The sequence below is a fragment of the Borrelia nietonii YOR genome, assembly GCF_023035795.1.
GTDB lineage: Bacteria > Spirochaetota > Spirochaetia > Borreliales > Borreliaceae > Borrelia > Borrelia hermsii.
Window position 1 is genome coordinate 748413 of the sequence record NZ_CP073148.1, and the last position, 13654, is coordinate 762066.

The 13654-nt window shown below is 29.9% G+C and carries 11 protein-coding genes, 2 tRNA genes and 1 other RNA gene; all 14 read left to right on the forward strand.

Annotated features, from left to right (window positions below; translation table 11 throughout):
- Positions 1-59: 59 nt before the first annotated feature.
- The 14 genes from bhYOR_RS03575 (at position 60) to mrdA (ending at position 13652) form a co-directional block, all read left to right on the forward strand.
- Positions 60-1826 (forward strand): hypothetical protein, encoded by a 1767-nt coding sequence (locus bhYOR_RS03575; RefSeq protein WP_025434116.1) that lies wholly within the window; start codon positions 60-62, stop codon positions 1824-1826.
- Positions 1827-1832: 6 nt separating this feature from the next.
- The gene (locus tag bhYOR_RS03580) at positions 1833-2156 is read left to right on the forward strand and encodes a hypothetical protein (protein WP_025400012.1); all 324 of its coding nucleotides are present in this window, start codon (positions 1833-1835) and stop codon (positions 2154-2156) included.
- A 69-nt stretch (positions 2157-2225) separates the two neighbouring features.
- A tRNA-Thr gene (locus bhYOR_RS03585) sits at positions 2226-2299 on the forward strand.
- 4 nt (positions 2300-2303) lie between these two features.
- Positions 2304-2385 (forward strand) — tRNA-Tyr (locus bhYOR_RS03590).
- Between the two features lie 237 nt (positions 2386-2622).
- Positions 2623-3657, forward strand: coding sequence for an endolytic transglycosylase MltG (gene mltG / locus bhYOR_RS03595; RefSeq protein ID WP_025400013.1), 1035 nt, complete (start codon positions 2623-2625; stop codon positions 3655-3657).
- A gap of 6 nt (positions 3658-3663) precedes the next feature.
- Entirely contained in the window at positions 3664-5445 is a 1782-nt protein-coding gene (dnaG, locus tag bhYOR_RS03600) for a DNA primase (RefSeq protein ID WP_025400014.1), read from the forward strand.
- A 16-nt stretch (positions 5446-5461) separates the two neighbouring features.
- Positions 5462-7330 (forward strand): RNA polymerase sigma factor RpoD, encoded by a 1869-nt coding sequence (gene rpoD / locus bhYOR_RS03605; protein WP_197537819.1) that lies wholly within the window; start codon positions 5462-5464, stop codon positions 7328-7330.
- A gap of 12 nt (positions 7331-7342) precedes the next feature.
- On the forward strand, positions 7343-8101 hold the full coding sequence (locus bhYOR_RS03610) for a zinc ribbon domain-containing protein (protein WP_025400016.1): 759 nt from the start codon (positions 7343-7345) through the stop codon (positions 8099-8101).
- Positions 8102-8118: 17 nt separating this feature from the next.
- Positions 8119-8465, forward strand: an RNA gene (rnpB, locus tag bhYOR_RS03615) — RNase P RNA component class A.
- 20 nt (positions 8466-8485) lie between these two features.
- Positions 8486-9460, forward strand: coding sequence for a tetratricopeptide repeat protein (locus bhYOR_RS03620; protein WP_025400017.1), 975 nt, complete (start codon positions 8486-8488; stop codon positions 9458-9460).
- Positions 9461-9472: 12 nt separating this feature from the next.
- Entirely contained in the window at positions 9473-10522 is a 1050-nt protein-coding gene (locus bhYOR_RS03625) for a rod shape-determining protein (RefSeq protein WP_025400018.1), read from the forward strand.
- 2 nt (positions 10523-10524) lie between these two features.
- Complete coding sequence (gene mreC / locus bhYOR_RS03630) at positions 10525-11370, forward strand: rod shape-determining protein MreC (protein ID WP_025400019.1); 846 nt, start codon at positions 10525-10527, stop codon at positions 11368-11370.
- Positions 11367-11849 (forward strand): hypothetical protein, encoded by a 483-nt coding sequence (locus tag bhYOR_RS03635; RefSeq protein ID WP_012422465.1) that lies wholly within the window; start codon positions 11367-11369, stop codon positions 11847-11849. Before mreC ends, bhYOR_RS03635 begins: the two co-directional genes overlap by 4 nt.
- Positions 11850-13652 carry a penicillin-binding protein 2 gene (gene mrdA / locus bhYOR_RS03640; RefSeq protein WP_025400020.1) on the forward strand — a complete coding sequence of 601 codons (1803 nt, stop codon included), beginning with the start codon at positions 11850-11852 and terminating at the stop codon, positions 13650-13652.
- Positions 13653-13654 lie beyond the last annotated feature (2 nt).

The window sequence follows — 13654 nt, forward strand, 5'->3', positions numbered from 1 at the left end:
AAAATATCATAAAATAATATTTGTTTGATGTGTATTTAAACATTTATAAATGGGGTTTTATGAACAAGAGTAATGTTAGTATATATGATTCTATTGGTGAGCTTTCAAAAGATTCAAGGGCTAAATTGATAAGGGAGATTAAAAAGAATCTAAGCTTGAATTCTTCCGTGTTGTCTGAAAATAATTCTAATTACTTAAATTCAGATTCTACCGTGCAGATTGATGATTTTCTGTCTAAAGAATTCATGGAAGAGTCACTTTGGATAAAGATATGGATATATATCTTAAGTTTTTTTCAAAGAGATAAGACTAAGGAGGATATTTATAAAATGCATCTTCTAAAAAACTTAGAAGGTCATGTTAATAGTATGTATAAAAATCCTGTCATAAATTTTAGAAAAGGGTATTTACGTGTGGGTTTTGTAGAAATGTTTTTTGAACTTTATTGTTATTTAGTGGAGCTTAAAGGGTATTTTAAGATGTTAGAGACAGGTAATATTGTTGAACAATCAATGTTTGAAGTTATTCAAAGTAAGATTCCTGATTCTCAGTGCAAACTAGAAGATTTTTTAGAACTTGAAGAGCATGAACAATTCTTAAGAAAAGATAAAAGTCAAAATGAGTTAGAAGCGATTATTAGAATAAAAATTAGTAATTATATTAATTCCATTCCTTCACAAACTTATACAGTTGTAGAGGATATGTTTAATTTTTTTTATGTTATAAATGGTATTGCATTTTTTCCTTACAAATCTTTTTTGTCTTTCTTTAATGTTGAGCTTTTAGATGATGTGGATAATTTCGATGTTGCCGATCTTGATGGGACAGTTGGTACCAGTTTTGATAGTGTTGATAAGTATTTTAAGTGTTTCTGTGAGCTTTTGCATACATTAAGAGATATTGAAATAAATGAAGAAGTTTTAAAAATTATTATTAAAAATTATTTTTTAATAATAAAATCAGGCGAGAATGGTATTTTAAGTGAAGAGAATCTTTTAGGGATTGATTCTATGTTTAAAAGCATTTTGGGTATTATAATAAAAATTATCAGCTTGTCAAAAACTTTGCCTTATTTAGATATTTTTAAAATTTATTATGAAAATCCAATTTTAAAGCCTAAGAAGTATGTTCCTTGTTTTGATGTAAAAAGTTTTTATGAAAATGTTTTATTTTTAAATGTTAGTGGACAGCTTGTTAAAAATTATTCTAAGTCTTTAAGAGTACTTTTAAATAAAGAACTTAAAGACTTAATTAAAAATTATAATGTTATCATGAATTTAGATAATATAATTTTTAAAGGAATGGAGCTTGAATATTCAAATTTTAAAAAGCTTTACTTTCTCAATGAATTTTTTAAATGCGTTTATGATGTAAAAATGATGGAAATATTAAGAACTGTGAACAATGTAGTACTTGTAAATAATACCGATTTGAGGAGTTTGTATATTAAGCTTGAGAGAGATATTAGTGTTTTAAGAAAAGAAGTTTATGATTTGTATTTTGAATTTAATTATAAAAATGAGGAGTATGAGAGATATAGTAAAGATTATAATATTGATGATTCTTATAAGGATAAAATTTTGGAGTGGTGCTTGAGAGAGATTGAGACTGTTAAAAAGCTAGTTTTTAATTTTATGAGTTATTTTATTGATCTTAAGGGAAAATATATTGCTCTTTTAGAAAATAATAATACTTTTATACAAAGTGCTCTTAATCTTTCTCATAAATTGCCCACAGACGATAATGTGAAGATCAGCTTAGGTTATGTTATTGATAATATGTTATTTATAATTAAACAAGCTCTTTTTATAGTTGAAAATTTATAGGTTATGATGAAGAACTTTGATGCAAGTGATTTAAAGTTATTGTCAATTTTTATTAGAGTTTTAGTAATAATTTTATTTCTTAATTCTGTACTTAGTTTATTTATGTTTTTAGCGGGTGCTTATAATGTTTTTATGCATTCTTTTCAAAAATTTTCACTTGAATTTACGATTGTATTAAGTTCTGTTGCCTTTGGACTTGAAGTTACTAGATTAATATTTTTTTATCTGTTTAGAAGAAAGGGGATTAAACATTATACCATTTTGGTTTTTAGTTTTATTATTTGTTTTTGTGCTTTTTTTATAAAAATTTTTCTTTCTTTTGAAATATAATTTGCTTATTTTGATCTTGCTATTGACTAATATATTTTATTTTTATAAACTAACCATTAGCTTTATTATGCCGACTTAGCTCAGCTGGCTAGAGCAGCGGTCTTGTAAACCGCAGGTCGTCGGTTCGAGTCCGACAGTCGGCTTTTAGGGGCGGTACCGAAGTGGTTAACCGGGGCAGACTGTAAATCTGTTGGCATTGCCTACGTGGGTTCGAATCCCACCCTCCCCAACTTGAGGCTATAATTTAGCTAAATGTCTTGTGAGGTTTAATTTTTTGTTTGATCATTTGAGATATAATCTTACTGTTGAGCTTGTTGTACTTTTTAAATATTTTGGAATCCATTGTAGTGGAATTTTAATTAATATTTGCAAGTTGTGTTTTCAGGGCTAATGTGTTTTTTGTATCTTATTTGATTGAAGGCATGGAGCGTGGTTTTCTTTTTTTTAAAAGAGATTTTAAGTTCTTATGGCAATAAAAAAAAGTTTCATTTTCCTTTTTGTGTTATTTATTGTTTTTTCTGTTTTAGTATTTTTTTTGTATTTTTTAAATTCTTCTCCTTTAAAGTCTGACTTAGTATATGAGTTTGAAGTTCAAAAGGGATGGGGGGTCAAAAAGATTGCTTTGGAACTTAATAAGAAAGGATTCATTAGATCCGACAAGTTATTGATAGCTATTTCTTATCTTTTTGGTAGTGATAAAAATTTTAGGGAAGGCAAATATTTAATCAATGGTAATTGTTCAACTTTTGATGTGTATAGAGAATTTTTGAAGGGTAGACCTATACTTCCTATTAATATTACCATACCCGAAGGGTATACTGGTAGAAGAATAGCTTTAAAGCTTAATGAATCAGGAATTATTAGTGATGTGCAGAGTTTTGTTGATTTGGTAAATGACGTCAAATTTATCGGTGAACTTGGACTTAGTTATGATTCTCTTGAAGGTTTTTTATTTCCAGATACTTATAAATTTTATAAGGGTATGGATATAAAGGAAATAATTCGAATTTTTGTTGGCAATTTTTTTAGCAAACTTAGTTTTATTGGCATAGATCATAAATCTTATTCTAGTGAAGAACTTTATAATAAAGTGATCATTGCTTCTATTGTTGAGCGTGAATATCGAGTTAAGAGTGAAGCACCAATAATGGCATCTGTTTTTTATAATAGAATAAAGTCTAATATGGCATTACAATCTTGTGCTACAATTGAGTATATTATTACTGAAGAACTAAAAAAACCCCATCCTTCAAGAATTTATTTTTCAGATTTAGAGATTGATTCTGCATATAATACCTATATTAATAAAGGTTATCCTCCAGGTCCAATTTCTAACGCTGGGATTGTATCTTTAAAGGCAGCCTTTTTCCCAGATAACACAAACTATTTGTTTTTTGTTGTAAAAGATCCTAAGATTGGTATTCATAAATTTTCTTCAGCTTATAATGACCATCTTTTAGCTGTAAATAGTTATATTCGTAATTTTATTACTAAGGATTAAAGAAATATGGAATATGCTAAGGTTATAGATTTAATTAAACAAAGAGTAGATATTGTAGGTTTAATAGGTGAGCGTGTTAAATTGGTTAAATCAGGAGCGTCTTATAAGGGGCTTTGCCCTTTTCATGCTGAGAGGACACCTTCTTTTTCTATAACTCCTGCTCAGGGGCTTTTTTATTGTTTTGGATGTAGAAGGGGAGGAGATGTCATCAAATTTTTGATGGATATTGAAAAGCTTAATTATAATGATGCTGTTAAGTCTTTGTGCAGTAGGATAGGTATTATATATGATGATATTAAGAAAACCACGGGCTTTAAGAATAAAATTCAGGATAAGGCAATAATTTCAAAAATATATGATTTGAATGCTAAATTGGTTAAGACCTTTTTATTTTTTTTAAATAATAATCAAGGCAATCAAGGGGTTTTGAATTATATTTTTAAAGAACGGGGGATATCCAAAGAGATTATTAATTTATTTAATATTGGTTATTTGCTATGCGATGTTCCAGGTAAGTTAGGTTTTTATGATTTTTTAATTTTAAAAGGATATTCCGATGAACTTTTGAGTAAAAGTGGTTTATTTGCAAAAAAAAATCGAAGATTTTCGATTTTATCTGGGAGATTGATTTTTCCAATCAGAGATTTTAAAGGAAATGTAGTAGGATTTGGAGGTAGAGATTTAGGTAAAAATGATGGCCCTAAATATATTAATTCATCTGAAACAGAGGCCTTTAAAAAGAGGGAATTGCTTTATGGGTTTTATGAAGGCTTTTCTGTAATTAGGGGAAGTAAATCTGTAATCTTAACAGAAGGGTATATAGATGTTCTTGCCTTTTTTACAGCTGGTGTAAAGTTTGCTGTTTCTACACTTGGCACGTCTTTTTCAAGGGAGCATCTTGCTTTAATTAGGAGACATGCAGATAAAATAATGATATGTTTTGATGATGATGATGCTGGGCTTTCAGCTACCTTTAAGGCTTATCAGATTTGTTTGCCGTTTAATGTTGATGTAAGTGTAATTAGGATGAAGTATGGATCTGATCCTGCGGATGTTTTAAAAAATAAAGGTGCTTCTGCCTTAAAGAATATGATTAATGATAGTTGTGAGGCTTTTGAATATCTTTTGGAAAAATATTCAGGTAAATATGATTTAAGTAAAACAACAGATTTGAATAGTATGATTAATTTGTTTATAACTTTGATAAGTTTGTCAAGTACTAATACGCAGCGAGATCTTCTCCTAGAAAAGCTTGAGAGTAGAGTGGGTATTAAGTTAGAAACCTTAAGAAAAGATTACTATAGTATGAGAGAGAGGAGTGCAATTGCGAGTTATAAGAAAAATGCATCTTATTATGAAATAAACACCTATGAGAGATATTTATTAGTTGCCTTATTGAAAGACTTTAATTATTTTACTATAATAAGGCGTAATATTAGTGATAGTGACTTGTATGATGTTGATGTAAAAAAAATTTTTGTGTGCTTTGAGAAGCTATTTGAGAATAACAAGGGTTTTTCATTGCTTAATTTAAAAGAATTATTAAAAAATAAGCATAGTATTAGTGAAGTTTTCTTTGAAAATATGCTACGAGTAGAGTTTGAAGTGGATGATGAGATGGTTAAGCAAATTTTATTTGCAATTAAGAAAAGAAAGGTGGAGAATCGAATTTTAGTATTTAAAGCAATGAGCAGGGATAATTTTTCAATAGATGCTAAGGCCCAAATAAGAGAATTGATGTTTTTAAATATGCAAAGAAAAAATCTGAGGATATATTTGAATGAATAGTGTAGAGAATAAAGACTTGCAGGCTTTTAAGAAGAAGAATTCAAAAGTAATAAAGGCTATCTTAAGTTATTTGGGAGACAAAAAGGTAATTACTTTTGAGGACTTATCCACTTTTTTATCAGGGAATATGTTGGAACCTGAGAATATTGATTATATGTATGGAGTTCTTGAGAATGAAGGGATAAGTTTAATTAATGAAAAGATGGAACCAGATATTTGTAGCATTGATGAATTTGATGAAGCAAGTAAACTTGATAGTCAGTGTATGATATTAGATGATTCTGTTCAGAGTGATGATGAGCTTGATGATAAATTAGATGAATTTGAGGATGAGACTTTAGACAAGGAAGATTTTAGTTCAGGGTATATTAAGAGTGGTTTATTAAAAGATAGTAATTCTGAAGATCCGATAAGACTTTACTTAAAAGAAATAGGAAAAGAATTTTTATTAACTGGAAATCAAGAGGTTGAGCTTGCAAAGCAGATGGATTCTGGTGAGAGTATAATTGAGAATATTCTTAAAAATGAAGGACTCGTTATAGAGAACTATTATAATTTAGTTAATGCCATTTATTCAAGAGTAGATAAAGAAGAGTTTTTTAAAAAAGAAAAAGAAAGAGAAAAAGATAATAATTTTGATTATTATAACAAAAAAAAAAGGATCACTTCCTTTTATAAAGCTTCATTAAAATCATTTCAGGATCGTTTGGTAAGATATATTGAAAATAAGCATAGATTATATGAGCTTGGAGAAGATATTTTTGAAGAGAGTATTACTAATGAGAGAGTTCGTATAAAAGAAATGCTTAAATCTGTTCCTTTATATCAAGAGGAATTGCGCATTTTTTCAGATGATTACATTGATTCTGCTAGCAAAATAAAGGATCTAAAGAGGCAACAAAAGTCCATATTGGATAGATTAAAGATAGATAAAGTACGAAATCTTAGAATTCTTGGGAGAGATTTAGCTATTTCTGAGAGACGGGAGAGGATAGAGAAAGCTTTAAATATTCGAGAGGATCTAATTAAAGAGCAAATTACAGAAGCTCAACTTGCTCAAAAGGAGCTTGAGAGAATTGAGATGTATTATGAATATCCAATGGATAAGATAATAAGCATGTCGGAAGAAATCCTTAAGGGCAAGCAGATGATGCAGCATGCAAAAGATCAGCTAATTAAGGCTAACTTAAGACTTGTGGTAAGTATTGCTAAAAAGTATGCTAATAGAGGACTGCATTTTTTTGATCTTGTTCAAGAGGGTAATATTGGTCTAATTAAAGCAGTTGAAAAATTTGAGTATAAGCGAGGCTTTAAGTTTTCTACTTATGCTACATGGTGGATTCGTCAAGCAATAACAAGATCAATCTCAGATCAGGCGCGTACCATTCGTGTGCCTGTGCATATGATTGAGCAGATAAATAGACTAAATAGAGAAACAAGGTATTTAATTCAAGTGTTAGGTAAAGATCCAACGGATGAGGAGTTGTCAGCTAGACTTGGGTGGGATCTTAAAAAGGTAAAAACTGTAAAAAATGTCTCAAGAGAGCCTGTTTCGCTTGAAACACCAATTGGAGAAGAAGAAGATTCTGTTCTTAGTGATTTTATTGAGGATAAGGCGATAAAAAATCCAGCAAAGCATACATCTTTTGTGGTCTTACAAGATCAGATAAGGTCAGTTCTTGGTACTCTTCCAGAAAGAGAACAAGAAGTTGTTAAGATGAGATTTGGTCTTGAAGATGGATATTCTTTAACTCTTGAAGAAGTTGGACTGCATTTTAACGTTACAAGAGAGAGAATTAGACAGATTGAGTCTAAGGCTTTAAGGCGACTTAAAAATCCTAAGAAAACTCAAAAACTTAAAGATTATTTAGAAGATTTAAATTGAATAGGAGGCTTCATGGAAAGTAATATTGATATATTGAAGAATCTTGAATGTATATATAAAGCTAAATTTGAGCTTGAGGAAAGGCAAAAAAATATTCCTAAATATTTGCAAACCAAGAAGGCTCAAATTGATGGACTTATTGAGACTTTTGCTGAATTACAGTTCAAGTTTAAAGAATATCAAAAAGAAGATTCATCTTTAAAATTAGATATTCAAGACATTAATGTGAGGAAGAGTAAGGCAGAAGAGAAAATTGATAGCATTAAAACCCAAAGGGAATATGAGGCTCTTGAGAAGGAATTGCAGACTATTATCGATGATGAGGTTGCTATTAGAAAGAAAATGACGCATATTACTGGACTTAAGACAAAAGTAGATAGGGAGATATCAGATATTAAAAGTAAGCTTGAGGTTGAGCAGGATATTTATGCTACTGAGAGTAGTGATCTTGAAAATGAGCTTTTAGAAATTGTAAAAAAGCTTGATTCTATACGAAGTGAAGAGGAAAAATATGCTTCTCGAATGGACGAGGATTTTTTGTTTAAATTTCAAAGAATTATTAGAAATAAATCTAATGGGGTTGTGCCTTTGATTGAAAATGTTTGTAAGGGTTGTCATATGATACTTCCTGTTGAGTTTGCAAATAAGGTAAGGCGTGAACCGGATGATATTAAATTTTGTCCTTATTGTAGTAGAATACTTTATTATCAAGATAGATTTGAAGTTGGTTTAGAAATGGTTCCTGGTGGTTTAGCAGATCTGATAGAATAAGGGTTTTTTATATTTAAGTTGATATCCAGTCATCGCTTAATATGCTGTATTGAAGTATTTTAAGAGGAAAGTCCGAGCTCCAATAAGAGCATAATGCTAGGTAATGCCTAGGGGTTTAAAACTTAAGAGAGTGTCACAGAAAATTACCGCCTTAGGGTAAGGGTGAAAAGGTGAGGTAAGAGCTCACCGCTTATTTAGTGATAAATAAGGTCAAGACAAACCTCATTAGGAGCAAAATCAAGTAAGCAAGCGTTCTTAGCTCTTGAGGATATGCTTGCGGGTGGATTGCATGATTTTTTCAGTGATGAAAAAACAAGATAGATGATGACATAATACAGAACTCGGCTTATGGATGTCAACTTAAATTTTTTGTAGAGAGTTTTTATGGGAATCAATTATTTAAAATGTACTTTTTATTTGATTATAAGTTTATCACTTTTATTTTTTATTTTTTATTTTTTATCTTATTTTAAAACCTTTTCCAATTCTTATTTGAAGGCAGGACCTACTGAGGTAAATTTACTTGTTCTTTGGGATAATAAAGAATATAAAGAAATAATAGATTATGCTGAGAATGGTCTTAAAGAAAACAAGTTTGACTTTAATCTAAATTTGCTTCTTGGATTTTCATATTTTTATTATTCCTTAATGTTGAATGATAGTTATTTGAAAAATCAATTTTTAGACAATGCAATAGAAAGATTACGGTTTTTAATGTCAATTAATGATGATGTTCCTATGAGTTCGCTTTATTATATTTTGGGTAAAGCTTATTCTCATAAGGGTGAGTATTATAGCGATCTTTCTGTTAAGTATTTAAATAAAGCTTTATATTCAAGTAGTTTTGATTTTATGAGTGTAAAAGATGATATTTATGAGTATTTAGGATATTCTTATCAGCTTTTAAAAGACTATAATTCTAGCTTAAAGTTTTTTGAAAAAGCTTATAAAGAAAATAAATCTGATCTTGTTCTTTGGAGTTTGGCCTATGTTAATTATAGGACTGGAAACATTGATAAGAGTGTTGAATATATAAATAAATTTTTTAAATCTTTACATGAAGATAATGAATCATTAAAAGATAAGAAAAGTGATGATAATTTAATGCAAAAGGTATATTTATTGTACGGAGATATTTATTTAGAAAAGGATGCTTATGAGGATGCTTTTAATTGCTATGATAAAGTCCTCAAAATTAATAGTTTAAATCCTAATGTTTATGTTAAAATAGGAGATATATATAGGAAAAGGGATAAAGATTATCCTAAGGCTAGAAAATATTGGAGAGAAGCATTAAGTATTAATCCTTATTTAGAAGAAGCAAGGGAGAGGCTTAAAATTAGTTTAGAGGATTTTTAGGGGGAGTTTGATTTGAACATTTTTAAATCTTTTTTGATAGATATTGGTATTGATCTTGGTACATGCAACACTTTAGTTTACATTAAGGATTATGGTGTGGTGATGAGTGAGCCTTCAGTAGTTGCTATTGATGTTAGTAAGGGTAATAGGGTGGTAGCTGTTGGGCGGAATGCAAAGAAGATGCTTTGGAAAACACCAGAAAACATTAAGGCAGTAAGACCGCTTCGTGATGGTGTTATTGCTGACATTGAAAATACAGAAAAAATGATTAAATATTTTATAAGTCAGATTTTTTCTAGAAAGAAATTGTTTTTTAAACCTAGAATGGTAATAGGAGTACCAACTTGTATTACTGAAGTTGAGAGGAGAGCTGTAAAAGAGAGTGCAATGAATGCTGGTGCTCGTGAAGTTAAGGTTATTGAAGAATCTCTTGCAGCTGCTATTGGTTCTGATATTCCCATTTTTGAACCAACAGGTCATATGGTATGTGATATTGGAGGAGGAACTACTGAAATATCAGTTATTTCTCTTGGTGGTATGGTAGTAAGTAGAGCTATTAGGACAGGTGGAGATGAGTTTGATGAGAGCATCATTAAATATATGAGAAATGCTCATAACATTATTATTGGACAGCAAACAGCAGAAAAATTGAAAATTAAGATCGGTAATGTTTATCCAGATACTCATAATTTAAAGGTAGAGACAATAGATATTAAAGGAACAGATGCTGTTACGGGTCTTCCTAGAAAGCAAATTATTGATTCCATGGAAGTACGAGAGTCTCTGCAAGAACCTATTAGTATTGTTGTTGATGAGGTTAAGCGAACTCTTGGAGCAACTCCTCCAGAGCTTGCAACAGATATTGTTGAGCGTGGAATTATATTAACGGGAGGTGGAGCTCTTCTTAAAGGCCTTAATAGGCTTTTATCAAAAGAGACTGGGGTTCCAGTTTATGTTGCGGATAATCCTCTTCTATCTGTAGCTGTTGGAGCTGGTTTATTTTATGATTATGCTAATAGAATAGATATTAGTAAAAATATATATAGTTTTATTAATGAGTAAATATGAAGTTTCTTGTTAATTTCAAGAATTTTATTAAGGTATTTAGTGTATTAATATTTGCTATTATTCTTATGATTTATGATTCGAGTGGTTCTAAGAAGAACAAGAGTGATGATTTTTTTATTTTTACTTTAAATTCATATATTCAACGGAATATGTATGAATTTTTTAATTTTATTTCTAGTATTTTTAAAGCGATAAATGAATACAAAGATTATGGTGAGACGATAGAAGCTTATAAGAAAAGAATACAGCAGCTTGAGATAGTGATTCAGAATGTGCAAGTCTTAAGACAAGAAAATGCTAGGCTTAAAGAGCAGCTTGGATTTTATTCAGCACATTCTAATGATTTTATTTCAGCTGAAATAATTTATTTGAATTATGCAAATGTTTCATCTTTAATGGCAATTAATAAAGGCTATAATGATGGTGTTCAAAAAGACATGATAGCTGTTGCTTATCAGGATGGATTTAGTGGTCTTGTTGGCAAAGTTGTTAAGGTTTATGCAGATACTGCAAGAGTTTTGCCTTTAACCAGTTATGAAAATTTTGTTTCTGCAAGAATTCAAAATAGCAAATTCATTGGTCTTGTTGAGGGCAAGGGATATGGCGAGGCTCTTGAGATGAATTATGTTAATAAATTAGCTGAGAATGCTTTAAAGATAGGAGACTCTGTTGTTACTGCAGGATTTAGTGATTATCCTAGTGGAATTTATATAGGACAAATTACTCATTTTGATGTTCTTGAATATAATTCTCTTTTAAATATTAAAATAGAGCCCATAATAGTTTTAGATAAGTTGGAATATGTTTTTTTGATTAAGGGTAATCAAAGGGTAGAGAAGTGATATCTTTTATACTCTATTATATCGTTAGTATATTTTGGGGACAAATTTTTCAGTATTATTGTGATATTAGTTTTTCTTTTTCAATAGATATATTTTTAATTATCTTAATTTTTAATTCTCTAAATTTTGTTTTTAATGTAGGCTTGATCTCAAGCATTTTGCATGGTCTTATTATGGAATATTTCAATGGATTACCACTTGGATTTTTTGTTTTTAATTATGTTTTGATATTTTATCTCCTTGAAAAAGTTAAAATGATCGTTCCAAAGAGCATGTTTAGTATAACATTATTTTTTATTTTTTCAAAATTTGTTATTTGGTTTGTGGCAATGACTTTTGCAGATTTTATTGATCTTAAAGGATTCAATTATTCAATATTTGATCTTAATCTTGTCATAAATATAGTATTTTTAAATTTTTTATATCCGATTTTAAATTATTGCACGAAAAGTCTTTATACTATTAAAGAGGAATATTAAATGAAAGTTATTTTGAGCGGCAGGTATAAGTTTGGGCTGTTACTTTTATCTTTCGTTTTTTTTTCTTATCTTTTTACTTTATTTAAAATGCAGATTGGGAAACACTTATTGTATGATAGAGAAGCAACGGTTCTTTTATCTAGGGTTGAGAAAATTAAGGCTTCAAGGGGTGAAATTCTAGATTCAAATTTTAATGTTCTTGCGAATAATCTTACGGCATTTGTTTTAAAAATTAGTTTGGAACAATATTACGGCATGTCTCTTGAGGATAGGGACGGAATGTTAAATTTTTTGTCAAGTATTCTAGGTATTGAAAGAGAACTTATTCTCTCTAAAATTGAGGCTACTAGAGGGTATTTGAAAGATGTAGAAATAGTTGAACTTAGTCCAGAAATGTTGTTTAGAGTTGCTGAGAAGAGAAGTTATTATCCTGCACTTTTATGGACATATTCTTTTAAAAGAAATTATTTGGTGGATGATTCTCATTCCCATCCTATTGGGTATGTTGGTAGGATTAATCAAAGGGAACTTCGTTCTTTTTATAATGTTCAAGGATATGATAATAATTCTACAATAGGGAAATTAGGCGTTGAACAAGTTTATGATAGTTATATTAGAGGGAAGGAAGGTTTAATTAGATATAGGGTAGATTCTAGAGAGAGAAAAATAGATAGTGGTTCTATTATAGAGCGTATGATTCCTGGTAATAATATTGTTTTAAATATTAATAAGGATATTCAACTGCTTGCTAAGAATACTTTAGGTAATAGATACGGAACTATAGTAGTATTAAAACCTGCAACAGGAAGTGTGTTAGCACTTCATAATTATCCTTACTATTCAATGAATGATGTTTATAATAAGCATTCTAAAGAAGATTATTCTTTCCTCAATAGGGCAATACAATCAGTTTATCCCCCTGCATCTATTTTTAAATTGGTTATGACTACGGCGTTATTAGAAGAAAAGGTTTTTGATAAGGGTAAAAAAATTCATTGTCCGGGATATTTTAGAGTGGGTAATAGAGTTTTTCATTGTTGGCAACGTGGTGGTCATGGGTATGTCGATTTAGAGGATGCTGTTGCTCATTCATGTAATGTTTATTTTTATATATTGGGACTTAAGTACCTTGGTGTTGAGAAGATTGTTAAGTATGCAAAAGAGTATGGATTTGGTGAGAAAACCGGGATTGATTTGCCAAATGAGGTTTCTGGCCTTCTTCCAAATCCAGAATGGAAGAAAAAAACTTTTAATCAACCTTGGGTAGGTGGTGATACTGTAAATTGTTCAATAGGCCAAGGTTTTTTAAGTGCTACTTCTATGCAGATTGCTAATATGATAGCTATGATTGCCAATGAAGGTGTTATTTATAAACCAAGAATTGTTAGTAAGATTTTAAATGGAAATACTAATGAAGTTATTCTTGAAAATGTTCCTGAAATTCTTAAGAAAACAGATATTATTAGTCGAAATACGTTTAAGGTTCTAAAAAAATATATGAGAAATGTCATAACTTATGGTACTGCTAGAAATTCAGTTCTCACAAAAGCTGTTGCTGTTGTAGGAAAGACAGGTACAGGTCAAACTGGTGTTACTGGACTTGAGAATAGTTCCTTTGTTGGTCTTGCTCCTTATAATGCTCCACCCAGTGAACAAATTATTATTTTTAGTTTGGTTGAAGGGAGAAGTAACACAGATAATATGTGGGCTGCTAAATCCGTAGATTTAATGATGCAAGGGATTTTTGCTAATCAGAGTTATGAGGATATTCTTAGAGAATATAGACCATGGTATATTAGGTAAGG

Coding starts and splice junctions, on each gene's coding strand:
- bhYOR_RS03620 (WP_025400017.1), top strand. CDS start 8,486: ATGGGAATCAATTATTTAAAATGTACTTTTTATTTGATTATAAGTTTA.
- mrdA (WP_025400020.1), top strand. CDS start 11,850: ATGAAAGTTATTTTGAGCGGCAGGTATAAGTTTGGGCTGTTACTTTTA.
- bhYOR_RS03580 (WP_025400012.1), top strand. CDS start 1,833: ATGAAGAACTTTGATGCAAGTGATTTAAAGTTATTGTCAATTTTTATT.
- dnaG (WP_025400014.1), top strand. CDS start 3,664: ATGGAATATGCTAAGGTTATAGATTTAATTAAACAAAGAGTAGATATT.
- mreC (WP_025400019.1), top strand. CDS start 10,525: ATGAAGTTTCTTGTTAATTTCAAGAATTTTATTAAGGTATTTAGTGTA.
- bhYOR_RS03575 (WP_025434116.1), top strand. CDS start 60: ATGAACAAGAGTAATGTTAGTATATATGATTCTATTGGTGAGCTTTCA.
- bhYOR_RS03610 (WP_025400016.1), top strand. CDS start 7,343: ATGGAAAGTAATATTGATATATTGAAGAATCTTGAATGTATATATAAA.
- mltG (WP_025400013.1), top strand. CDS start 2,623: ATGGCAATAAAAAAAAGTTTCATTTTCCTTTTTGTGTTATTTATTGTT.